At 66.0% G+C, this 23887-nt stretch carries 19 protein-coding genes and 1 pseudogene; 11 read left to right on the top strand and 9 right to left on the bottom strand.

Annotation, left to right across the window (positions count from 1 at the left end; all coding sequences use genetic code 11):
- Positions 1–46: 46 nt before the first annotated feature.
- The gene (locus tag ASG04_RS03145; protein ID WP_056120010.1) at positions 47–1075 is read right to left on the bottom strand and encodes an LLM class flavin-dependent oxidoreductase; all 1029 of its coding nucleotides are present in this window, start codon (positions 1073–1075) and stop codon (positions 47–49) included.
- A 113-nt stretch (positions 1076–1188) separates the two neighbouring features.
- Between ASG04_RS03145 and ASG04_RS03140 the strand changes: the two genes are divergently transcribed.
- Entirely contained in the window at positions 1189–3753 is a 2565-nt protein-coding gene (locus ASG04_RS03140; protein ID WP_056120008.1) for a DEAD/DEAH box helicase, read from the top strand.
- A 134-nt stretch (positions 3754–3887) separates the two neighbouring features.
- Here ASG04_RS03140 and ASG04_RS03135 read toward each other — a convergent pair whose 3' ends face one another.
- Entirely contained in the window at positions 3888–4409 is a 522-nt protein-coding gene (locus ASG04_RS03135; protein ID WP_056120005.1) for a ribonuclease H family protein, read from the bottom strand.
- 68 nt (positions 4410–4477) lie between these two features.
- Complete coding sequence (locus ASG04_RS03130; RefSeq protein WP_156463494.1) at positions 4478–5302, bottom strand: hypothetical protein; 825 nt, start codon at positions 5300–5302, stop codon at positions 4478–4480.
- Between the two features lie 198 nt (positions 5303–5500).
- On the opposite strand from ASG04_RS03130, the gene ASG04_RS03125 reads away from it, so the two are divergent.
- Complete coding sequence (locus ASG04_RS03125; RefSeq protein ID WP_056119996.1) at positions 5501–5830, top strand: hypothetical protein; 330 nt, start codon at positions 5501–5503, stop codon at positions 5828–5830.
- A gap of 3 nt (positions 5831–5833) precedes the next feature.
- On the opposite strand, the gene ASG04_RS03120 is transcribed toward ASG04_RS03125, so the two are convergent.
- Both ASG04_RS03120 and ASG04_RS03115 read right to left on the bottom strand, forming a co-directional pair.
- A complete protein-coding gene (locus ASG04_RS03120) occupies positions 5834–6652 on the bottom strand; it encodes an aldo/keto reductase (RefSeq protein ID WP_056119992.1) in 819 nt (272 codons plus the stop codon).
- A gap of 162 nt (positions 6653–6814) precedes the next feature.
- The gene (locus ASG04_RS03115; RefSeq protein WP_056119989.1) at positions 6815–8020 is read right to left on the bottom strand and encodes an MFS transporter; all 1206 of its coding nucleotides are present in this window, start codon (positions 8018–8020) and stop codon (positions 6815–6817) included.
- Between the two features lie 365 nt (positions 8021–8385).
- On the opposite strand from ASG04_RS03115, the gene nrdH reads away from it, so the two are divergent.
- From nrdH to nrdF, 4 genes are all read left to right on the top strand, one after another.
- Positions 8386–8619 carry a glutaredoxin-like protein NrdH gene (gene nrdH / locus ASG04_RS03110; RefSeq protein ID WP_056119985.1) on the top strand — a complete coding sequence of 78 codons (234 nt, stop codon included), beginning with the start codon at positions 8386–8388 and terminating at the stop codon, positions 8617–8619.
- A 111-nt stretch (positions 8620–8730) separates the two neighbouring features.
- Positions 8731–9147: a class Ib ribonucleoside-diphosphate reductase assembly flavoprotein NrdI gene (nrdI, locus tag ASG04_RS03105; RefSeq protein ID WP_056119983.1), complete on the top strand. Its 417-nt coding sequence runs from the start codon at positions 8731–8733 to the stop codon at positions 9145–9147.
- A gap of 17 nt (positions 9148–9164) precedes the next feature.
- Positions 9165–11270 (top strand): class 1b ribonucleoside-diphosphate reductase subunit alpha, encoded by a 2106-nt coding sequence (gene nrdE, locus ASG04_RS03100; protein WP_111107544.1) that lies wholly within the window; start codon positions 9165–9167, stop codon positions 11268–11270.
- 96 nt (positions 11271–11366) lie between these two features.
- Entirely contained in the window at positions 11367–12368 is a 1002-nt protein-coding gene (nrdF, locus tag ASG04_RS03095; protein ID WP_056119980.1) for a class 1b ribonucleoside-diphosphate reductase subunit beta, read from the top strand.
- Between the two features lie 1029 nt (positions 12369–13397).
- On the opposite strand, the gene ASG04_RS16970 is transcribed toward nrdF, so the two are convergent.
- Complete coding sequence (locus tag ASG04_RS16970) at positions 13398–14261, bottom strand: pentapeptide repeat-containing protein (RefSeq protein ID WP_082517755.1); 864 nt, start codon at positions 14259–14261, stop codon at positions 13398–13400.
- 501 nt (positions 14262–14762) lie between these two features.
- On the opposite strand from ASG04_RS16970, the pseudogene ASG04_RS16965 reads away from it, so the two are divergent.
- The 3 genes and pseudogenes from ASG04_RS16965 to ASG04_RS17260 all read left to right on the top strand — a co-directional run.
- Positions 14763–14982 (top strand): annotated as a pseudogene (locus ASG04_RS16965) (ribonucleotide-diphosphate reductase subunit beta); the annotation flags it as partial.
- A gap of 504 nt (positions 14983–15486) precedes the next feature.
- Positions 15487–16647 (top strand): DUF262 domain-containing protein, encoded by a 1161-nt coding sequence (locus tag ASG04_RS03090; protein ID WP_056119978.1) that lies wholly within the window; start codon positions 15487–15489, stop codon positions 16645–16647.
- A gap of 143 nt (positions 16648–16790) precedes the next feature.
- The gene (locus ASG04_RS17260) at positions 16791–17960 is read left to right on the top strand and encodes an ATP-binding protein (RefSeq protein ID WP_156463493.1); all 1170 of its coding nucleotides are present in this window, start codon (positions 16791–16793) and stop codon (positions 17958–17960) included.
- A gap of 83 nt (positions 17961–18043) precedes the next feature.
- On the opposite strand, the gene ASG04_RS03080 is transcribed toward ASG04_RS17260, so the two are convergent.
- Entirely contained in the window at positions 18044–19075 is a 1032-nt protein-coding gene (locus ASG04_RS03080; protein ID WP_235515411.1) for a hypothetical protein, read from the bottom strand.
- Positions 19068–20723: an N-6 DNA methylase gene (locus ASG04_RS03075; RefSeq protein WP_056119972.1), complete on the bottom strand. Its 1656-nt coding sequence runs from the start codon at positions 20721–20723 to the stop codon at positions 19068–19070. Before ASG04_RS03075 ends, ASG04_RS03080 begins: the two co-directional genes overlap by 8 nt.
- A 96-nt stretch (positions 20724–20819) precedes the next feature.
- Between ASG04_RS03075 and ASG04_RS03070 the strand changes: the two genes are divergently transcribed.
- Complete coding sequence (locus tag ASG04_RS03070; protein WP_156463492.1) at positions 20820–21086, top strand: hypothetical protein; 267 nt, start codon at positions 20820–20822, stop codon at positions 21084–21086.
- A 161-nt stretch (positions 21087–21247) separates the two neighbouring features.
- On the opposite strand, the gene ASG04_RS03065 is transcribed toward ASG04_RS03070, so the two are convergent.
- On the bottom strand, positions 21248–22468 hold the full coding sequence (locus ASG04_RS03065; protein WP_056119968.1) for an MFS transporter: 1221 nt from the start codon (positions 22466–22468) through the stop codon (positions 21248–21250).
- 133 nt (positions 22469–22601) lie between these two features.
- Between ASG04_RS03065 and ASG04_RS03060 the strand changes: the two genes are divergently transcribed.
- On the top strand, positions 22602–23879 hold the full coding sequence (locus ASG04_RS03060) for an MFS transporter (RefSeq protein WP_056119963.1): 1278 nt from the start codon (positions 22602–22604) through the stop codon (positions 23877–23879).
- Positions 23880–23887 lie beyond the last annotated feature (8 nt).

Raw genomic sequence — 23887 nt, 5'->3', positions numbered from 1 at the left:
ACCTCACCATCCCGAGTCGGCCTCCGCCGGATGCCCCATCGCGCCGTCAGTCGCGCACGTGCGGGGCGATCTCCTCGGCGATGACGGTCAGGATCCGCTCGTGCGAGGCCGCGTCCCCGTTCGCCGGCAGGGTGATCACGAGTTCGTCCGTCGCGCTGACGGCGGGGTCGGCCCGCAGCGCGTCCACGATCGCCGCCGGTTCGCCCGCGACGACCTTGCTGAACCGGAACGGCGGGTTCCCCGACAGCGGCCGCCCCTCGTCGTCCATGCCCGAGGCGTACCCGGTCAGGAACTCCTCGTGCACCTGTCGGTCGTGCTCGTCGAGCAGGGGGACCACGATGCGGCCGACCGCGACCTTCGGCGTCCGGCCGACGTGCTCGCCCGCGGCCTGCAGCGCGGCGAAGCGCTCGCGGTAGGCCTCGACCTGTGCGGCCTGGGCCACCGCGAAGGGCTCGCCGGTGTCCTCGGTGTTCAGGGTCGAGCAGTGCAGCAGCAGCCCCTTCTCGGCCGTGCGCACCGCGGTGCCCATGCTGCCGCCGCCCCACCACACCCGGCCGCGCAGGTCGGGGCTGAGGGGCTGCAGCGTCAGGTCGGCACCGGCCGGGATGCTCTCGTACCCCTTGCCCGAGGTTCCGAGGGGCTCACCGTCGAGCACCTCGAGCAGGCGGGCGGCACGGGCCTCGGCCTCGTCGCGGAAGCTCCGCTCGACGCTGCCGAACACGGGGTCGAGGATCGGGCCGTACCCGGCGATGCCCGTGCTGATGCCGAGCTGCACGCGGCCGCCGCTGAGCAGGTCGACCGTGCTGGCGTCCTCGGCCAGGCGGACGGGGTCCTCGTAGCGCATGCCGAGGACCGCGGTGCCGAAGCCGATCGTGCTGGTGCGCTGCGCTGCGGCGGCGAAGAAGGTCATCGGGCTGGTCAGGAACGGCTCGAAGTGCCGTCCGCGCACCCAGCCGGTGCCGTAGCCCAGGCGTTCTGCCGTCTCGAACAGCCGCAGGCCGTCCTCGAGGGCGGCGGCGGCACCAGCGGGCCCGCCGTGGTTCGGGACGAAGGAGAGGAAGCCGAGTTCGCGCACGACGCGAGTCTATGCGCGCGTATCGAGCAGCGCCTCCAGTCCGCAACGGTGCGGACGGGAGGGTCGTGGCGGGGCCCGCCACGAGCCTCCCGTCCTGCTGGGAGGATGGTCGCATGACCGACGTCACCACCCAGCCACCACTCGTCGCCGCCATGCCGGCGGCGCCCGGCGGTGTCGTCGACCCGGACGCCGTGTACCAGGCGTTCGCCGACTGGGCGGAGTCCGGCGGGCGGCCGCTGTACCCGGCGCAGGACGAGGCGGTCATCGAGCTGGTCTCGGGGGCCAACGTCGTGCTCAGCACCCCGACCGGCACGGGCAAGTCGCTCGTGGCGGCCGGCGCGCACTTCGCGGCGATGGCCGAGGGCAAGCGCAGCTGGTACACCGCGCCGATCAAGGCGCTCGTGTCCGAGAAGTTCTTCCAGCTCGTCGACCTGTTCGGCGCGCAGAACGTCGGCATGGTCACCGGTGACTCGAGCGTCAACGGGGACGCACCGATCATCTGCTGCACCGCCGAGATCCTGGCCAACCTGGCGCTGCGCGAGGGTCCGGACGCCGAGGTCGACGTGGTCGTCATGGACGAGTTCCACTTCTACGGCGACGCCGACCGTGGCTGGGCGTGGCAGGTGCCGCTGCTGGTGCTCGAGCGTGCGCAGTTCCTGCTGATGTCCGCCACGCTCGGTGACGTCACCACGATCGCCGACGACCTGTCTCGGCGCACGGGTCGACCGACGGCGCGCGTGACCGGGGTCTCGCGTCCCGTGCCGCTCGAGTACGAGTACGTGACGACGCCCGTGCAGGAGACCGTCGAACGGCTGCTGGACGAGGGCAAGGCGCCGATCTACATCGTGCACTTCGCCCAGGCCGCGGCACTCGAACGTGCGCAGGCCCTGATGTCGGCGAAGGTGGCCTCGCGCGAGCGCCGGGACGAGATCGCCGAGGCCATCGCGGGCTTCCGCTTCAGCTCCGGGTTCGGGCAGACCCTGTCCCGCCTGATCCGCTCCGGCATCGGCGTGCACCACGCGGGCATGCTGCCGAAGTACCGGCGACTCGTCGAACAGCTGGCGCAGCGCGGACTGCTGCCGGTCATCTGCGGCACGGACACCCTGGGCGTCGGCATCAACGTCCCGATCCGCTCGGTGCTGCTGACCGGGCTGACGAAGTTCGACGGCACGAAGATGCGGCAGCTGTCCGCCCGTGAGTTCCACCAGATCGCCGGCCGTGCCGGGCGCGCGGGCTACGACACCGAGGGTGACGTGATCGCCGAGGCCCCCGAGCACGACATCGAGAACGCCCGCGCCGTCGCCAAGGCCGGGGACGACCCGAAGAAGAAGAACAAGATCAAGCGCAAGAAGGCCCCCGACGGGTTCGTCTCGTGGGGGCAGGCCTCGTTCGAGCGGCTCATCGGTGCCGAACCGGAGCCGATGGTCTCGCGCATGAGGATCACGCACGCGATGGTGCTGTCCGTCATCGCACGCGGAGGGGACACCTTCGGCGCCGTCCGGTCGCTCGTGTTCGACAACCACGAGCCGCGCTCCCGACAGCTCGCGATGGCCCGGCGCGCGTTGACCATCGCCCGCACGCTCATCACCGCGCAGGTCGTCGAACGCGTCCCGGGGCCTCCGGTGTCGTACCGGCTGGCGGTCGACCTGCAGCAGAACTTCGCGCTGAACCAGCCGCTGTCGCCGTTCGCGCTCGCCGCGTTCGAACTGCTCGACCCGGAGTCCCCGACGTACCCGCTGGACATGGTCTCGATCGTCGAGGCGACACTCGACGACCCGCGGGCGATCCTGTCGCAGCAGCAGTTCAAGGAGCGCGGCGAGGCGGTCGCGCGGATGAAGCAGGAGGGCATCGAGTACGAGGAGCGCATGGAGCTGCTCGAGGAGGTCACCTGGCCGAAGCCGCTCGACGAACTGCTGACCGCCGCCTACGAGGCCTACGCCGCCGAGCAGCCGTGGGTGCTCGACTTCACGCTGTCGCCCAAGGCCGTCGTCCGTGACATGTACGAGCGGGCGATGACCTTCGGCGACTTCGTGCGGTTCTACCAGCTCACCCGCTCCGAGGGGCTCGTGCTCCGCTACCTGTCCGACGCGTACCGCACGATGCGGCAGACGATCGCGGAAGACCAGCGCACGCCGGAGCTCGACGACCTGATCGAGTGGCTCGGCGAGCTGGTCCGCCAGGTCGACTCGTCCCTGGTCGACGAGTGGGAGGCCCTGGTCAACGGCGACGTGGCGCTCGCCTCGGCGGAACACGAGGAGATCGCCCCGCCGCAGCCCGCGCGACTCACCGGCAACGTCCGGGCCTTCCGGGTGCTCGTGCGGAACGCGCTGTTTCAGCGGGTGCTGCTGGCCGCCCGCGACGACGTCGAGACGCTCGCGTCACTCGACGGGGCCGCGGGCTTCGGGCAGGACGAGTGGGACGCCGTGCTCGAGGAGTACTACGACGAGCACGACACCATCGGCATCGACGCCGAAGCGCGGTCGATGCAGTACCTGGTGCTGTCGGAGCAGGGCCGCACGTGGCGGGCGCGGCAGATCTTCGCCGACCCGGCTGGCGACAAGGACTTCGGGTTCTCGGCGACGATCGACCTCGACGCGTCCGACGAGGTCGGCGAGGCCGTCGTGACCGTCACCGAGATCGGGCGGTTCGACGGGTGGGCCGAGGTCGACGTCGACTGACTCCGGCGCTCGGGCCCGTCACTGCGTCACCAGGGGGAGGGTGCACCGGATTGCGTTTCAGCCGTTGACGAATCCGGTGGGCGAAGCCCGGGGCTGACGAACCGGATTCGTCACGGCGATTCCGGAACGCCGTCTCAGAAGAGCGTGGCGGGCGGGGTCGGCTCGGGCAGGGCGGCGGGCTCGGTGACCTCGACCCCCGGCCACCCCGGGCCGGTCGGGACGTCGGTGCGGTTCTGGTAGGCCGTCGCGGCACCGCGGGCGCGGACGTCGGCGGCCTCGTTCATCTCGTGGCCCATGTGGCCGCGGACCCACTCGAAGGTGACCTTGCGGCCCTGCAGGGCCTCGTCGAGCTCCTTGATGATCTCGACGTTGAGCACGGGCTTGCCGTCCGCCTTGCGCCAGCCCTTGCGCTTCCAGCCCGCGAGCCACTCGGTGCAGGCCTTGATGGCGTACTGGCTGTCGCAGAGGATGTGCAGCGGTTCGCCGGTGTGCTCGGTCGCGTGCAGCAGCTGGAGCACCGCGGTGAGCTCGCCCTGGTTGTTCGTGCCGCGGGGCCACCCGCCCGCCGCCCAGCGGTCGTCGTCGACGTACCAGGCCCACCCGGCCGGGCCGGGGTTGCCGAGGGCTGAGCCGTCTGCTGCTGCGACGATCGTCACGGGGACCTCCTGGGGTGTGGCGGGTGCCCGACAACGGTAGCGGACCGCCGTGGTCCGCCAGGTCCGGGTCAGCGGGCCGAGGGGTCCAGGTTCAGGTGGTCGTTCTCGGTCAGCCATCCGTTCGAGGCGACCTGCATGTCCGGGTTCATCCAGCGGAGCTCGGGCACGGTGATGCCGAAGCGCTTGGCGACCGTGACCTGGTCGTCGCCGTGGGAGACGAAGTAGTCGGCCTTGCGGCTGTCCGTGGTGGTCACGACCCCGTAGGCACCGGGCCGTGCCGCACCCCTGGTGACCGTGAGGTCGGGGTAGGGGTTCGGGACGAGCCAGGTGAGGGGCGCGACCGCCAGGACGTGGCCTGCCCACTCGGGCGCGTCGACCGTGCCGTTCGCGTCGGTCGTGACCGTGGGGATGAGGACGACGCTCTCGAGGAAGTCCGGGCGAGCCCCGACGTCGTCGAGCGGCGACGACGCCGGCGGCTGCGCATCCGCCTGCCACTGCACCTGGCCGTAGTCGTGCCCCGGGCCGTCCGTCGGCTTCGGCACCGTGCGGCGGAACTCGAGCGTCATCGCCTGGGCCTCGGTCGAGCGGTACCCGGAGAGCTCGGTGCGGAAGGAGCCATCGTCGGCGACGACCACGAACACGTGGATGGACGTGCGACCGGACGGCGAGGTGACGTCGGTCTCGGTGAGCACTGTGCCCACGGCGATCGACGGCGGGTCCATCGACACGGCCTGCACCGTCGGGTCGGCGGTCGGACCGGGAGCGCTGGTCTGGGCCGCGCGGCTCGGACGGGGCACGGGGTCATCGCCACCGCGCAGCACGCTGCACCCGGTCAGTGCCACCGCCAGGGCCACCCCACCTGCGGCTGCGACCAGGAACGGTCGTCGATCCATGTTCTCCCCCTCGATCCGAGCACGATGGTAGTTGCGTCCTGGAAGGGGCGACAAGCGTCGTGACCGAACCGTTCTCAGGACGCGCGGTCGAGCGCCGCGACGGACGGCTGCCCGCCCCAGAACTGGGAACGGGGCACAGCGGCGCTGGGAGCGGGGCGGCGTCGCACGCCTAGCGTCGTGGGCAACGAGAGGAACACCATGAGCAGCGACATCAGCGGTCCCGAAGCGTCCGACGACCGAGCACGATCCGAGGCGCTGCAGAACGCCGCGCACGGCGACGACGTCGATGCGGCATCACGCGACGAGCAGCGAGCCGCGGACACCTCGTACAGCCCGTCCAGCGAGCGGGAGACCGAGGCCTCGCAGACCCTGCAGCGTGACGACGACGACCTGCGTGAGGACGGCATCGACCCGTCCCGCATCGTGGCGGCGCCGGGCACCGGCGGAGCCGACGACGCGGGCGACGTCGAGCCCGAGCCGGGTGACTTGCACCTGCCGTGGCAGTCCGAGGAGGACCGCCAGGGCTGACCGCTACGCCACCGAGTCCGGGTGGGAGCCTGTCCGCTGCCCGGACTCGAGCGTCGCGATCGCGTCGAGGTCCTCCTGCGTCAGCGCGAAGCCGTCGACGTCGAGGTTCGACCGGATGCGCGACGGGGTCACCGACTTCGGCAGCACCACGACCCCCTGTTGCACGTTCCACCGCACCAGCACCTGGGCGACGCTGACCCCGTGGCGCTCGGCGATGCGGGTGAGGACGGGCTCGTCGACCAGCCGCCCGCGACCGAGCGGCGACCAGGCCCCGGTCACGATGCCGTGCCGGGCGTGGAACTCGAGCAGCTCGCGCTGCGGGAGCCACGGGTGGCGCTCGACCTGGTTCAGCGCGGGGACCTGGCCGGTCTCGTCGATGAGGCGCTCGAGGTGCGGGACCTGGAAGTTCGAGACCCCGATGCTGCGCGCTCGGCCGGACTCGTGGAGTTCGACCAGGGTGCGCCAGGTCTCGACGTAGCGGTCGTTCGCGGCTGCCGGCCAGTGGATCAGGTAGAGGTCGACGGCATCGACCCCCAGGCGCTGGAGACTGGCGTCGAACGCCCGCAGTGTCGCATCGCGCCCCTGGTGGTCGTTCCACACCTTCGTCGTCACGAACACGTCGTCGCGATCAAGACCGGAGGCGCGGACCGCTGCCCCGACGCCGCGCTCGTTGCCGTACATCTCGGCGGTGTCCACGTGCCGGTACCCGGCGGCGAGGGCGGTGCCGACTGCGGTCTCGGCCCCGGCATCGTCGACCTTGTACACGCCGAAGCCGACGGCGGGGATGCTCCGACCGTCGCGGAGGGGGATGGAGGTGACCATGCGTCCATCCTGCCGGTCGCGGCGGGGGCGAGTGGGGCCTCCCGTCCGGTCCTGCAGGTCAGGGGCGGTCGAATCGTGCGTGGGTTGTCGATTCGTGCGTTGGTGGTCGGGAGTTCCGACTGCCGATGCGCGATTCGACCCCCTGTGGGGAAGGGGCCGCGCTCAGGTGGGCAGGACCACCGGCTCGGTGTCGGGGATGGGGCTGGCGTCGCGCCCGCGCAGGTCGGGGAGCCACCGCTTCGCGACCAGCGACAGCAGCACGCCCACGAACGCGGCCGCCGCACCGACGACCAGTCCGCCCGTCGCACCGTGCAGGTCGATGAGGAACCCCGCGACCGCCGAACCACCCGCGGCGCCGATGAGCTGGCCGGTGCCCATCCAGCCGTAGGCCTCGGCGGTGTCGGAGAACTTCACCGTCGCGGACACCGATCCGAACATGACCGTCAGCGCCGGTGCGATGCCGCCGCCGGCGATGAGCAGCGCGAACGCGAGCCACCAGAACCCGGTGCCGAACGTGGCGAGCCCGAGGCCGATGAACACGATGAGCATGCGCGCCCAGAGGGAGTTCGGCGCGATGGGGCGGTGGCCGAACGCCAGCCCGCCGACGAGCGAGCCGATCGCGAAGATCGCCAGGACGATGCCGGCATTCGGGCTGCCCTCGCCGAACGCGCTGATCACGCCTGCTTCGACCGCGGCGCACGCCCCGATCAGCAGCAGCCCGGTCAGCGTGGCGACGACGACGGACGGACGCCGGAGCACGACACCGAATGCGCGCTTGGAACGGGGGATGCGGACGCGGCCGAGTTCGGGGGAGGCGATGAACCAGATCCCGCCGATCACCAGGAAGACCATCGCGACCACGATCGCCTCGACGGTGCCGATCTGCGTCGCGACGAACGTGGTGATGACCGGTCCGGCGACCCAGATCAGCTCCTGCGCGCTGGCGTCGAGCGAGAACAGGGGTGTGAGCTGCGACGAGGTGACCATCTTCGGGTAGATGGTGCGGACGGCCGGCTGGACTGGCGGGACGGCGAGCCCGCCGATGAACCCGATGACGACGTAGGCCCACAGCGGCATCAGCACGAAGGCGATGACGCCCATGCTCGCGAGCGCGACCAGGCTGGTCAGGATGAGCACGGGTCGCATGCCCCAGCTGCCCATCCAGCGGCTGGTGAGCGGGCCGGCGATGGCCTGGCCGACGCTGGTGGTCGCGAGCACCAGGCCGGCGGAGCCGTACGAGCCGAAGATGTGCTCGACGTGCAGCAGGTACGCCAGCGAGAGCATGCCGAACGGGAACCGCGCGGTGAGCTGGGCAGCGATCACACGACCCACCCCGGGGGTCTTCAGCAGGGGCCCGTACGTACTCACAAGAGGAGTGTACGGACCGGACGGGCGGGGGTGCGGGGGTGTGTCACTCGTCCGGGGGAGGGGCGGTTCGCGACACGCCGACGTCTGGATTCCACACGTGTGGAATCGGGCTGTCCACCGCTGTGGGGAAGTGTCGGAGGTGCCCGTCAGACTGGCGGAAAACCGGGGCACTCGGGAATCCACAGGCTGTGCAGAGCGTTGTGGAGAACTACAGGGGTGTAACACTTCCTCTTGTGGTCGTTCACGCGGCAGGCCACTAGATGTAGTGTGAAGTCATCGCAGCGGCTCTTCTCAGATGCGGCTGCGCACAGACCTCAGCACCACCTCCAGACCACGCAACACACCAGCAAGAACCAGGGGTAAACATGGCCGTCACCGTCTACACCAAGCCGTCCTGCGTCCAGTGCACCGCGACGTACCGGGCCCTCGACAACAAGGGCATCGAGTACGAGGTGCACGACGTCTCCACGGACGAAGCCGCGCTCGAGCACGTCAAGAGCCTCGGCTACCTGCAGGCCCCCGTCGTCGTCACCGACGACGACCACTGGTCGGGCTTCCGCCCCGACAAGATCGCCACGCTCAGCGCCGAACTGGCGTAACGCGTCACCCGTCGGGCGGGTGGTGGACCGAACTCGATCAGGAGGCTCGACCCACCACCCCCGGACACCCTCCGGTCCGTCAGTCCGCACCTTCTCCACGGGGAGCGCAGCATGAGCCGACTCGTCTACTTCTCGAGCGTGTCCGGGTACACCGCACGCTTCATCGAGAAGCTCGGCCGCGACGCGGACCGGATCCCGCTCTACCCGAGCGAACCGTTCCTGCACGTGGACGAACCGTACGTCCTCGTCCTCCCCACCTACGGTGGCGGCAACGGCGAGGGAGCGGTCCCCAAGCAGGTCATCAAGTTCCTCAACGACGAACACAACCGGTCACTGATCCGGGGCGTCGTCGTCGGGGGGAACACGAACTTCGGTGAGGCCTACGGGCTGGCGGGCGACGTGGTCGCTCGCAAGTGCCACGTGCCCGTGCTCTACCGCTTCGAACTCTTCGGCACGCCGGACGACGTGTCCGCGGTCAACTCAGGATTGGATGCATTTTGGACGCAGCAGTTGCAGACGTCGATCTGACGTCGCCGACGACGGGGATGGACTACCACTCCCTCAACGCGATGCTCAACCTCTACGACGCGAACGGCAACATCCAGTTCGACAAGGACCGCGAAGCTGCCAAGCAGTTCTTCCTGCAGCACGTCAACCAGAACACCGTCTTCTTCCACAACCTGAAGGAGCGGCTGGACTACCTGGTCGAGAACGAGTACTACGAGCAGGCGACGATCGACCAGTACTCGCTCGAGTTCATCCAGCAGCTCAACGACCTGGCGTACTCGAAGAAGTTCCGGTTCCAGACGTTCCTCGGTGCGTTCAAGTACTACACGAGCTACACGCTCAAGACGTTCGACGGCAAGCGGTACCTGGAGCGCTTCGAGGACCGCGTCGTCATGACAGCGCTCGGCCTGGCCCAGGGCAACGAACAGCTCGCGATCGACCTCGTCGAGGAGATCGTCGCCGGCCGCTTCCAGCCTGCCACCCCGACGTTCCTCAACACCGCGAAGGCCCAGCGCGGCGAGCTCGTCTCCTGCTTCCTGCTGCGCATCGAAGACAACATGGAGTCGATCTCCCGCGGGATCAACTCCTCGCTGCAGCTCTCGAAGCGCGGCGGCGGCGTGGCCCTGCTGCTCTCCAACATCCGCGAGGCCGGCGCCCCGATCAAGCAGATCGAGAACCAGTCCTCGGGCATCATCCCCGTGATGAAGCTGCTGGAAGACTCCTTCTCCTACGCGAACCAGCTCGGTGCGCGTCAGGGTGCCGGCGCGGTCTACCTCAGCGCCCACCACCCGGACATCATGAAGTTCCTCGACACCAAGCGCGAGAACGCCGACGAGAAGATCCGCATCAAGACGCTCTCCCTGGGTGTCGTCGTGCCGGACATCACGTTCGAGCTCGCGAAGAACAACGAGGACATGTACCTGTTCTCGCCGTACGACGTCGAGAAGGTCTACGGCGTCCCCTTCGGTGACGTCCCGATCTCCGAGAACTACCGCGCGATGGTCGACGACTCGCGCATCAAGAAGACGAAGATCAAGGCGCGCGAGTTCTTCCAGACCATCGCGGAGATCCAGTTCGAGTCGGGCTACCCGTACATCGTGTTCGAGGACACGGTGAACAAGGCCAACCCGATCAAGGGCCGGATCAACATGTCGAACCTGTGCTCGGAGATCCTGCAGGTCAACACCCCGACGACCTTCAACGAGGACCTGTCCTACAAGGAGATCGGCAAGGACATCTCCTGCAACCTCGGATCGCTGAACATCGCGCTGACGATGGACTCGCCGGACTTCGGCAAGACCATCGAGACCGCCATCCGCGGCCTGACCTCGGTCTCGCAGATGTCGCACATCTCGTCGGTCCGCTCCGTCGAAGACGGCAACGACAAGTCGCACGCCATCGGCCTCGGCCAGATGAACCTGCACGGCTACCTGGCTCGTGAGCGCGTGTACTACGGCTCCGAAGAGGGCATCGACTTCACGAACATCTACTTCTACACGGTGCTGTTCCACGCCCTGCGTGCCTCGAACAACATCGCGATCGAGACCGGGGAGACCTTCGACGGCTTCCGCGACTCGAAGTACGCGTCGGGTGAGTTCTTCGACAAGTACACCGACCAGGCCTGGACGCCGGCGACCCAGCGCGTGGCATCACTGTTCGACAACGCGAACATCACGATCCCGACGCAGGACGACTGGAAGGCGCTGAAGGCGTCCATCCAGCAGCACGGCATCTACAACCAGAACCTGCAGGCCGTCCCGCCGACCGGTTCGATCTCGTACATCAACCACTCAACGTCGTCGATCCACCCGATCGCGTCGAAGATCGAGATCCGCAAGGAAGGCAAGCTCGGCCGCGTCTACTACCCGGCGCCGTTCATGACGAACGACAACCTGGACTACTACCAGGACGCGTACGAGATCGGTGCCGAGAAGATCATCGACACGTACGCCGCGGCAACGCAGCACGTGGACCAGGGCCTGTCCCTGACGCTGTTCTTCAAGGACACCGCCACCACGCGTGACATCAACAAGGCGCAGATCTACGCATGGCGCAAGGGCATCAAGACGATCTACTACATCCGTCTGCGCCAGCTCGCCCTCGAGGGCACCGAGGTCGAAGGCTGCGTCAGCTGCATGCTGTGATCGCTGTCGCGATCTCCTGACTGGAGGCGCGGGGCGGCCCCGCTCCGCGCCTCCAGTTCCGTACTTGTTCCGATCCACCACTTCCGGAAGAACGCAATGACTCTCACCGACCCGGTCCACGCCACCGGCAAAGCCGTCCCGCTGATCCGTTCGGTCAGCGCGATCAACTGGAACCGCATCCAGGACGAGAAGGACGTCGAGGTCTGGAACCGCCTCGTCAACAACTTCTGGCTGCCCGAGAAGGTGCCGCTGTCGAACGACGTGCAGTCGTGGAACACCCTCACGCCGGAAGAGCAGCAGCTCACGATGCGCGTGTTCACCGGCCTGACGCTCCTGGACACCATCCAGGGCACCGTCGGCGCGATCAGCCTGATCCCCGACGCGATCACCCCGCACGAGGAGTCCGTCTACACGAACATCGCGTTCATGGAGTCGGTGCACGCCAAGAGCTACTCGTCGATCTTCTCGACCCTGGCGTCAACCCCGGAGATCGACGACGCCTTCCGCTGGTCCACCGAGAACGTGAACCTGCAGAAGAAGGCGCAGATCGTCCTCGACTACTACACCGGCGACGACCCCCTGAAGCGCAAGGTCGCGTCGACGCTGCTCGAGTCGTTCCTGTTCTACTCCGGCTTCTACCTGCCGATGTACTGGTCTTCGCGCGCGAAGCTCACCAACACCGCTGACCTGATCCGCCTGATCATCCGCGACGAAGCCGTCCACGGGTACTACATCGGGTACAAGTTCCAGAAGGGACTCGAGGGCGCATCGGAGGAGCGCAAGCAGGAGATCAAGGACTACACGTTCAGCCTGCTGTTCGAGCTGTACGAGAACGAGATCCAGTACACGCAGGACCTCTACGACCAGGTCGGGCTGACCGAGGACGTCAAGAAGTTCCTGCACTACAACGCCAACAAGGCGCTGATGAACCTGGGCTATGAGCCGATGTTCCCGAAGGAGACGACGGACGTGAACCCGGCGATCCTGTCGGCGCTGTCGCCCAACGCGGACGAGAACCACGACTTCTTCTCGGGGTCTGGGTCGTCGTACGTCATCGGCAAGGCGGAGAGCACTGAGGACGAGGACTGGGACTTCTGATCCTGGTCTGACGCACGGGAACGCCCCGCTGGCTTCGGCCAGCGGGGCGTTTATCGTCTGTGGCGTTCGCAAAGGTGCGGAATTGCCTCTTGCATCAGAATAACACGCTACGAGCAGGCTTTTCCGACGCGCGGCCTCTGCAGCAAAAGCCAACCTGCCATCAGAATGGCCCTAAAGTGAGGAGCATCGTGTCGGTTGGGGAATTGAAGGGCGTCGCCAGCGAACGTGGCCTGGAGATGTTCGGCGCGGCCTACACGTTGCTGAGTTCGGAGCGCGTCGCGGACGAGGACGAACTTTCATCTCCACCTGTATTGAGACGTTGGTGGGCGGGCCAGCGTCGACGGTCGCCCTTCCAGAAGAGGTAAACGGCGTGTGGCCTGGCGCCCGCGTGACGGCCCGTCGTTTGTTGCAATCTCTTGATAACGGGGTTACGGCGGGCATCCTGACAAGGTTGACGCGCTCAATGGGCGTTATTTGGGCTTCACGCGAACCGGTCATGAGGAGGCGTCCTTAAGCGCCTCGTGGTACGGCGATGCCCTCAAACGTCTCTCTGACCAGGTGCAAGCGAGGGTCGCAGACGACTTCGGTTCACCAAGGCCAGAGTCAGCGTTGCTGTGGGCGGAGCGTCTCATAGAAGTATTCACAAGAACGATCAGCAAGATCCCCAAGGTCTTTTCGGGAGAGCTGGCGAAAGCAGACGCTGGACGTGCCCGGCCCGTTGCGATCGATGGTGTAGAGATGGTGCGACGGATAGCGGAACACAAGCTCCCGGCGCAGAACTGCCCGTGCCGTACTCATGACCCTCATCGTCGCCCTTACTGCTGCATTTGTCGTGCTTGGGGCATGGCGGCTCGCGGTAGGCACGGTCATCGGGGGACTTATTTCCTTGAGGTCGGGCGCGATTTGGTCTCAGATGCTCCCGTCAAGTGGAGTATCACGCTCTTGCCAGAAATCCTCGGCCTCTTCGACCTCCGCCGGAGTTGAAGCGCATGTCTCAAAGTTTGATACTACTTTCTTTCTATCTGTTGTTCAGTTCTCTAGCCCGATCGGACCTTCCTGCGTCCCTTGTTCCGGTCGAATGTTGTCGAGTCGCGTTCGCGTCAGTGTCGCTTGGTGGAACCTAGTTTTCCTTACGCTCGCGTCTGTGAATTCTGCGTCGGTGAGGTTCGCCTTCGATAAGTCAGCTCGATCCAGAGTGGCTCCGTATAGCGAAGCGCCGACGAGCCGTGAATCGGCCGGGCCCAGGTCGGCGTCCCGAAGATTCGCTCCGGTCAAGTTCGCGGACATCATGTCCGCCGACGACAGCACGGCGTTCCGAAGATTTGCGCCGTGCAGGTCAGCACCGCTGAGGTCCGCCGAATTCAGATTAGGAGGTACGTCCGGCTTGCTCCGAGGCAGTCGGCCGATAACTTGAAGAGCTGCCACGACGTCGAGGGGGATGGGGTAGGCGGGTGGGGTACCGGTGTCGAAGATTCGGGGGCGATCATTTGTGACGAAAGCGCTCAGAACGTTCATCACGGGGCCTCGCTCCCTGGCTGAATCGATGGCGATCCGCTCTAGTGCAAAAATCCCGCCGATGCGAACCATCAGTTTTTCCGACCCGAGCTGATCAATGGCGGAGGAGTATCTGTCGGTTCGGTTCGAGTCGCGGTCCAGCGAGTGGCGTATATGCGTATAGCTGAGGGTGATAATCGCGATAATACCGCCGAATATCCAGAGCACGATCTGTCTCTGTGCAGAAATTGCCTGAAGGCGCTCATATGCAGTTGTCGGGCCGACGGCGCTGAGATCAACCAGCCAATTTGGTAGATACAGCAATGCGTTGACCGCGATTGCTGCAACGACGCATCCGGCTAAAGTGCCGATAGATAGGCGCAGAAGTTTTCCCCACATGCGGGTAGCGTAGCTGACGGAGAGCCCCAGTGTGGGGGTCGGATAGCTAGAACGGCGCGTCTTCGAGGTGCGGGGGTAAGACGGCCTTCGGACATTTGAACTGTCGCGTGCCCGCCAACGCCCCACGACTATCCGCCGTGACCTCGTCTGGCCTACGCGGTTGACGACCGTTCGCGTCTTCGGCGCTCTCGACAACCGCGTGTCGGCAGGGGGCCAACCCGATGTGAATCGCTCATGGGGTCTAGCGTCTTGCCGCCGCCTACTCGGAGGCGTCACCTCCTCAGGACCGCTTTAGCCATAGGAAGGCGGTGCAGCTCGCCTGGGTTCTCCCTGTGAGCCAAATCGAGAGGGCAAAACCGAAATCGACCCGACCACGGGGATTTCCGGAGCTTGTTCGTGACCGCAACATTAGCGCGACAATCATCTCCGACTACATCCGCGCCTCCGGGCTGGTTCGAGAGCCACGCACCTGACCAACGCAACAAAATGACGGGTCGCCTCCTTCATGACCAGGTCGGGGTGACCGAGGACGTCAAGAGGTTCCTGCACCACAACGCCAACAAGGCCTCAGTAACCGGGGGTACGAGCCGATGATCTCGAAGAACGTCACGGACGTGAACCGGCGATCCTGTCGGCGCTGTCGCCTAACGCGGACGAAAACCACGACTTCTTCTCGGGGTCTGGGTGGTCGTACGTCATCGGCAAGGCCGAGAACACATAGGACGAGGACTGACACTTCTGAGTCTGGTTTAACCTATGGGAACACCCCGCGGGCTTCAGCCGGCGGGGCGTACCTCGATCCGCCAGCTGACCGAGCTCGCGGCCGGAGAGCGCCCATGGCCGACTGGACGAGGCCCGGCGATGCGAGACACCGGTCCGCAGCGTCTCGGGATTGACTCCTAGCTACTCACCGATCCGGTGCAGGGCGCCGGCTCTGCTGTTCGGGTCGCGGTGCGTATGCGCCGCGTGTCGAACCGCTCGTTCGCGAAGCGCCCCGGGTATTCCCTTCGTGCTTCCATGGCTCGCAGGCTCCTACGGTTTGAAAGCCTGGCATCGGACTCGGGGCGGGACAGCACGCAAGCGGCCTCGCGTGGGAGAGCGCGCTGCCCGTTGCGGCGGAGGCCGAGCGGCACGCCGAAAGATCGGAATGTGTAACCGGGCGAGTAGATAGATAGTGTGCTCAGGAGACACGTCGGTCGATGTGCGGGGCAGAGCGAGGAGCTTCATGAAGGTTGAGCAGACCCAGGTCGATCTCGCTGTGATTGTGCGGCGGATCCAGGACGAAGAGTGGGACCTCCAGCCCGATTTTCAGCGCGGTGAAGTGTGGGACCGCGTTCGGCGGCAGAGGCTGATCGATACTATCCTGCGTGAGTGGTATGTTCCCGCCGTCCACATTGTCGTGCGGGACGATCTCGAGCTGGTCCTGGACGGGCAACAGCGGCTCGTAGCGATCCGCGATTTCTTCGACGACAAGATCAAAGTCGATGGATCACTTGAACCATCCAACGACCGGATCCGCGAGCTGAATGGGCTGCGCTACTCGGAGCTTCCCATCGAGGTGCGTCGCCGTATCAACCGGTTCCCGGTTACGGTTGTCAAGCTCACCGAATATCGTCCGGCGGAGCCGAACGAACTCTTCTTCCGGCTTAACCAGTCGTACAACCTCACGCCAGCGGAAAAGCGCAACGCGCTGTATGGCGACGCTCAGCGTCAGATTCGAGACTTAGTACGAGACCTGGTCGAGATAGGGCTTCTCGCGTCCGATCGAATCGGATTCAGCAATGGTCGTCTCGCTTACGATGACATCATTGCCAGGACATGCGTTGTCGTGGAGAAGAACACGATCCGCGAGCATGTTAATAACAACACGGTCGAAGAGTTCTACAGAAGTACGGCGTTTCGCGAAGAGACGCTCCGGGCCGTGGCGGACGCCGGTCGCGCGCTGCTCGACCTCCTTGACGCCGTGCCTGGGGGAAAGGTCAAGTTCAACAAGGGCACGTTGCAGACGTGGCTCGTCTATTGTTACTGGGCGCGCGCGTTGGCACCGTTGCCACAGAGGCTTCTCCTCGCGTTTGAAGCAACCCGCCGTTCCTCCAGGCCAAGCGAAGGCTTTCCGGTCGAGGCAGATCCGATGTTGCTTGACATCACCCGACAGTACGACGATCGCGCCTCGTACCGCGTAACCGACGTCTCCTCGGTGCAGATACGCGACCTGGCTATTCAACTTTTCAGCGAGCGTGTTTTCGGTACCCCGCCGCGTCTCGGAAGCGAGCGGCTCCTACGTGGCATTGGCAACCAGCCGGGTGATTCTGCCGCGTATCTCATGGCCGAGTATCTCAAGACCGAGCCGTGGGGTGCGGAACTGATTATGGGAGAAACTTCGTGAGGCGTGCTGAGGAGGGGAAGGCATGGGTGGCTCTCAACGCGCAAAAAAATTGGCCAGACCTCGTCGGATCCAAGGACCTACCGATCGCGCTAACGGACCGTTGCGTTGTGCTTGGCGGTCGAAACGGATCAGGCAAGTCTCGGATGCTGCGTGAACTTGCTTCGGCGCTCGGTCCTCGTGCAATGTATATCGATCTACACTACCTGACCCAGTACGTGCTGCAAGCCTCGCGCCGGGATGATCCGCTCGAAGAGATGCTTGACGAATACGACCCGGTTGAACTCGCTGACGCTCGACTAGCAGACGTAAGCAGGATTGTCGGACGCGACTATGACGATGTCGAATGGTTTGGCCTCGATATTGACACCGGTCTCGCCGTCGATGATCCTCATATGGAATGGTTGTCTGACGAGGTATTCCCGTACTTCCGTATGAAGTTCAGGGGTGTTCGGTATGCCTCCAATGACATGGGGCTTGGTGAACTTGGTGTGCATCTGCTTTTCTGGTATCTAGAGCAGTGGCGCGAAAGTCGAAGCGATATCGAGGTGCTGCTGCTTGATGAGCCAGACGCGTATCTTCCGCCTGTGGCAGCGGAATCGCTATTGCGGAGGTTGATTGCGTTGTGCGCGGAGCGTCGCTGGCGTCTCGTCATCACCTCACATGCACAGCCCGTTATCGAAGATGCCGCGAAAAACGGTGCATTTGTGCGCCTGGAAATGGGCGGGAGCGGTGGTTCTGAGGCGACGCATGTGCGCGAGATAGCGACCGCGGCAGATGATCTTTTAGCGGACCCACCTATACGGCAAGTTGCTTACGTTGAAGACGAGTCTGCGCTCTATTTGGTCCGAGCTCTCCTGGAGGCGTTAGACCGACGTGCAGCACGCTCGGCACTTGTAGTGTGGGGCAAGGGATCGGGTTACATGGACGTACTGCGCAGGAAGATACCGAAGCTTCCCGGGTCGCCGTTGCAGTTCTCATTCTTCTTTGACGGTGATAAGCGATCCGAGATCAAGCCTTCTAAAGCCGGATGGTGGCCTGTAGTGTTCCTCCCCTCTACTCGCGACCCGGACGAGCTGTTCAGGGACCTTGGCGACGCTCCCGACGTCCTCGCTGCGGCTCTGAACGTCGATGCTCGTGAGCTTCGCTGGAAGCTGGAGGAGGGCGGGAAGGACAAACATGACTGGGTGAATGACCTCGGGGAGGCGTACGGTCGTCAGCGGGTCCTTGGGGCGCTGGCGGAACTTTGGGTGGAACGGCATCCCGACCTGGTAAAAGTCTTCGAAGCTGATCTGCGGGAGGCTCTCGCGTCCTGATTAGCCCGTAAACCTGCGGCATCCCTTGCCCAGTGGTCGCGGACCACCTGAGCATTCGGCGTGCCGTTGGACAGCGTTTCGCTCTATTGTGTCGGCTGAACGGGATTCTTGCGCCGCGCGCGTGCCTGGCGATGCATCGTGATAGGCGTGCCGTCGAGCGTGCGGTTCACGATTGTCGCTAGGAAGCTGCTGGGATCGAGGGGCGACGGCACTTCGCCGCCGGTCAGGACACGCACGGTTGGGAGCGTTGCGAGCCGAGCCGCGATCTCATCTTCGGGAATCGACTCGAGCTCGTCCACCGCGTCGTCCTCGCCAGGGTCAGCGCCAGGGGTTGTGATCAGCTCCGCGGGCGCTTCCACGTCGTTCTCGTCGACCACGATCTCGGCGCCGTACTCAATGAGCAGCAGGCACGTCGCGTGGTATGCGTCGTCCTCCTGGCCGAGCTTGCCGACGAGGTCTACGAGCCAGTCGAATGTCAGGGGGTCCTTGATGAGAATGTCGGAGCGCAGACCCATTACAAACCCAAGCGCGGCTAGCGGATGGCGTTGACGCAGGTTCTTCGCGTCTCCGTAGCTCTCCTCGATGCGGTTCGGCGCGTTCTTGCCGTAAGACGAGTCCATGCGCTTCGTTGAGATGAGCACCTCTGGGCCCGTGGCCCAGTCGGTCATGATGACATCGACCTGCTTGAGGTAGTTCTTGCCGAGGATGGAAGCGCTGGCCTGTGTTACGCCCTTAATTGAGGATTTTCTCTCGAGACGCTCCTGAATGGCAGCACGATCTCTTCTCGGCAGCGACTCCAGCAGGTTGAGCACGGGCCTCGGGATGATGCGCGGGTGGGTCCCGCGAGGCCACGTCGCGTCCGGGGCGAAGCCTGCGCGACGCAGCTCGTAGGAAAGCCACACGTCGAGCGCAAGCGCGGGCACGCCGGAGGTCACTGTCGCCTTGAGCGCGAGTGGCACGCCGAGTAGTCGTTCGAGGGTGACGAGGTCGGCACCGTATTCTCGATTCTCGTTGACGAGGTGCCAAGGGCTCGTGTGATCGCCGTCAGGGGCGGCGTCCGCGAGAATCCGGTCGAACATAATCCAGGCTTTGTCCTTGGTGCTCGGCTCAGCCACGCTTCGACCTCCTCGTCCTCCGTTGCGTCAATTCCCTGTGAGCTCCGCGCACTGCGTCGAGGTTCTCTTGTCGCAGCGACGCAGCACCGGCGAACAGCGCGACGTCGACGAGTTGCACGGCGTCGTGAAGACGCCCCGCCTGCAGCTTGTGTGCCACCGTGTGTCGCACGGCCGCGAGTGCAGCTGCACGTGCGTGCACGAGTGTCGGAGTTGGCATCGCCCAGCGGTCCGCCTCGCGCGGCTCTAGTTTCAAGATTCCGCCGCCGTAGGTCCGCCCGACGCGCTCAGCGCTCAGCAGCGTAATCGAGTTGAGCGACGCCAACGGGAGCAGATCCCGGCCTAGCTCCCGCAGATGCTCAGCGAGGTATACACCATGCACGGAATTGAGGTGGTGGGCTCCCGCGAGGTTCGTTGTCAGTCTCGGTGTGTCGGCGTTCATGCACGTCAGCAGTAAATCCGCCGGTGGAACGATCGGAACCTGGTGCCATACCTTGCGAACACGGCACTTGTACGCCTGGTCCACACCTGCCTTGTGGCCCGCGGCGACGTACTCGGCCGCTTCCGGAGACAGAGGAATCTGCGGCCGAAATAGATATGTCTCGCGCCCCCGCTGTCCCAGGCGGGTAAGCATATCCGACGAAAGTACGAGGCCGCGCAGATGTGAGCTCCCCGGTGGCGACAGCCGCAGCAGATCGCCCCGGGATAGATTTAGCTCCTTCACACGTTCGGGCGAGAGTGCGAAGAAGTTGTTGTTGCCGGTGACAGCGCCGAGCGTCGTATCGCCCCACTCTTCGAGCACACCGAACAATCCGGCCGCCGTGAGGTCGGCGAGAGGCTTCAGCGCCTGCGGGGAAATGAGCCCAGCGCCCGTCCACTTCTCAGACGGATCCGTCGGCGTCCAGGTGCGAGCCGGAAGCATCTCGGAAAGCGAAGCCGCATCTGGCGCCCGCCGGATCGTCGCATGGCCAGCGGGACCTTCGTTGAATCCGTCAGCAAGTAGCAGAACCACGTCAGCTTCGGCTTCGGGAAACACTTGCTGATCGAACAGCACGAGCTCAACCGATCGGAACCTGTCGAATAGGTAGCGGCGCACGGGCGCGGCGTAGTTCACGGAAAGCAGCTCGGCGGGGAGGACGAGGCCGAGACGGCCGCCGGGCGCAAGGAACAACGTCGATTGGATCGCAAACGCGGCCCAGCTGGAGGCAAGGCCGGTCAGGGCGACGCCAGCGCGTAACGCTGCAGCGCGCGACTGCGTCCGCGCGGCGCCCGACCAATCCTGATAGCGGACGTAGGGAGGATTTCCGATCACCGCCGAGTGGATCGGTTCGGGGTCGACTGCGAAGAAATCTCTCGTCTCGATACGCGGCGCTCCGCCGGCGGAGCGCACGCGCCCACGCCCCACTTCTGCGCTGTGGGCATGGATCTCGACCCCATGCACCTCTGGAGTGGCGGCGCCCAGCTTGACCAGCTGTTCGACAGCTCCGACGAGGAATTCCGCATCGCCAGCGGACGGCTCGAACACCGAGTCGGACTTGTCTCGGATTGCCCAGCGTGCGATGTAGTCGACGAGCTCGGGCGGGGTGAAGAACGCCCCGCGCGCCTTCCGCAGCCTAGCCGAGTCCTCGGGATGGATCTTCGCGGTGCTCACGTCGTCCCTCTGCGTTCGATGCTGCGCCTGCCGCAGACCACTCGTCGAACGCTAGCCACTGCTTCCGACAATCTAGCCGACGGACGCACCGGTGGAGTGCCCAGCTACTGGATGTTCAACCCCGAACAGGCTGAGGAGCAGTACGGCGGCTCCTACCTCCAGGCCGGCGGAATCGCGGAGAAGATGAGCGTCGAACTCCGCCGCCGTGAGGACGACGGCGAGTACCGCTTCTCCATCGTCGGACGTGACCACGACCTCGCGGAACCGCTCACGGAGACCATCGACGTGCAGGCTGCGCACGAGCCGCGGCACCCGTCAGAGCTCTTCACCGCCGACCAGGCAGCGCCAGTGTTCATGCACTAAGTCGAACACCAGACGGTCCCCGACGGCTACACGCTCCGGCTCATCGCCGACATCTGAGGAGTGGCGGCGCCGCCGCCGCGTTTCCGCGACCCTGTTCCGGACTGGAGGCTCGGTGCCAGCTGGCACCGAGCCTCCAGTCCGACCAGATGGAGCAGCGTCCGTTACCGGCTGAGCTCGTCCTCGACGAACGTTGGGCGGCCGAGGGTGACCGCCGGGATCGCTGCCGCGAGCGTGACGGCGAGAAGGAAGAGCAGCGGCAGCGTCCAGCCACCACTGGCGTCGTGGAGCAGCCCGACCAGCAGCGGGCCGAGGGCGCCGAGTGCGTACGCGGTGCCCTGGGCGAAGCCGCTCAAGGCGACGGTTCCGCCGTGTGTCCGGGTGCGGACGTTGATGAGCACCAGGCAGACGGGGAACAGGATCGAGCCGCAGCCGATCAGGAGCACCCAGAGCAGGGTGAGCGGCACTGGTGCGAGCAGCAGGCCGAGGTACCCGAGTGCGAAGCTCAGGACTCCGGCGGCGATCAGCCAGCCGACGTTGCGGAGCTGGGGCACGAGCAGGGGAGCGATCAGCGCGCCGGGGACACTGATCACCCCGGTGACGGCGAGGAGCACGCCCGCTTCGGTCGGCGTCGAGCCGGCAACGTCCTGCAGGATCTCCGGCAGCCAGGCGAAGGCCGCGTAGGTGCAGATCGCGCTCGAGGAGAAGAGCGCGGTGATCGACAGCGCGGCGCGTGAACGCCACAGGCGGGTGACGACCTCGGTGGGTGCCGGGCTGGCGAGACCGGCGTCCTCGCGGCGAAGTCGGCGCTGCTGTGCGAGGACGACGAGCCAGGGGACGAGCGCTGCTGCTGAGGTGACTGCCCAGACGGCGAGCGAGGTCCGCCACCCGGCATACTGCGCGATCGGCGCGGCCAGGGCAGCCGGCACCGCGGTGCTGACACCCACGATGCACGCGTACACCGCGGTCAGCAGGGCGACCCGGTCGGGGAAGTAGCGACGGACGACGGACGGCAGCAACACGTTGCCGACACCGGTCCCGGCGAACGCCACGACGCTGCCGACGAGCAGCATCGCGACTCCCGGTGCGACCGCGCGGACGAGATGGCCGACGGTGATCAGGACCAGTGCGAGGACGATCCCGCCGTCGAGTCCGAGACGCCGTGCGACGCGTGGGGCCGTGAACCCCGAGGCCGCGAAGAGCAGCGGCGGCAGCGTGCCGAGCAGGCCGACGTCGAGGTTCGAGACGGGGAAGTCGGTCCGGATGTCACCGATGATCGGTGAGACCGCAGCGACCGCTTGGCGAAGGGTGAACGCCACGAGCACGATGCCCAGCAGCGCGGCCGTGCGACCCGCCCACAGGGGAAGGCGACGGCTCTCGAGCATCTGCCGAGTCTAGGGGTGAGGGTGCTTCGTCGCGGGGGCGCGGGCGTCTGCGCTCGTGCGTCTCCACGACGGTCGGAGAAAAGCACCGGGAAGCGGGATACTGCGGGAACAGACCTTCATCGGAGCGCCTTGCATGACTGAGTTCGAGCCACCTGTTCCCGACGTGCGGACGACGGGACCGCGGCGCTTCGCAGCCCTCCGCAACCGGAGCTCCCGGCCGTACCTGTTCACGTCGGGGCTGTCGATGATGGCGGACAACACCGAGCACGTCATCAGCTACTGGGTCCTCTGGCAGACGTTCCACTCGCCGACCCTGGTCGGGTTCCAGGTGATCAGCCACTGGTTGCCGTTCCTGCTGCTCTCGGTGTGGTCTGGCTCGCTCGCGGAGAAGTACGACTGCCGGCGGATCATCCAGGTCGCGCAGGCGTTGTTCATGCTGGTCTCGATCGGGTGGGGCGTGCTGTTCCTGACCGATTCGCTCAGCGTCGGATGGGCTTGCGTCCTGTTGCTCGGCCACGGTGCTGCGGGCGCGTTGTGGGCCCCGGCCGAGCAGATGCTCCTGCACGACTTCGTCGAGAAGCGCGACCTTCCCAGCGCGGTGCGGATGAACTCGACGTTCCAGAGCCTCGGCATCCTGCTGGGTCCGGTCGTCGGATCGGTGCTCCTGCTGCAGCTCGGACCGACGGTCGGCATCTTCGTCAACGTGCTGCTCTACCTGCCGATGATGATCCAGATGGGTCGGACGCGCTTCACCGGGCATGTGCGTGATGCTGCTGATCTGGACGCGCCTCCGCGCATGACGCTCCGCGAAGTCGTGCGCGTGCTGCGCAGTATCGGGTCGAACCACGTCATCGTCGCGATGATCGTGATCGGTGGTCTGGTGGCGATCACCGTCGGCAACGCGCTGCCCTCGGCGATGCCGGAGTTCGCGAACGGGCTGGCGGGCCGTTCCGGCGCGGATGCCACGTACGGTGCGCTGTTGTTCGCGATGGGCCTCGGGGGAGTGGTCGGTGGCTTCCTGCTGGAGGCGACCGGGCTGTTGAAGCCGTCGCTTCGCGCCGCTGTCCTGGCGACCGTGGTGTTCGGTGGCGCGGTGCTCGCGTTCTCGCTGACGTCGAGCGTCGTGGTCGCCCTCGTGGTGCTCGTCATCGCGGGCATGGGGGAGATCGCCTCGATGTCGATCGCGCAGAGCCTGGTGCAGCTCGAGGCGCCGGCGGGCGAGCGTGGGCGGACCCTTGGGGTGTTCGGGATGTTCGCGTCGGGGTTGCGGACCGGCGGTGGCGTGACGCTCGGTGTGGTCGGCACGCTGCTCGGGGTGAACGGCGCGATCGCGATCTTCTCGGCGGGGCTGGTCGTCGGGGCGCTCGTCGCGTGGGGGTATGCCGCGAGGGCGGCGGCGAACCGGGCGTGAGCCTCGCG

Source organism: Curtobacterium sp. Leaf183 (genome assembly GCF_001424385.1).
Taxonomy (GTDB): Bacteria; Actinomycetota; Actinomycetes; order Actinomycetales; family Microbacteriaceae; genus Curtobacterium.
The sequence above is the reverse complement of the archived record's forward strand: the minus strand, read 5'-3'. Positions and strand labels throughout refer to the sequence as shown.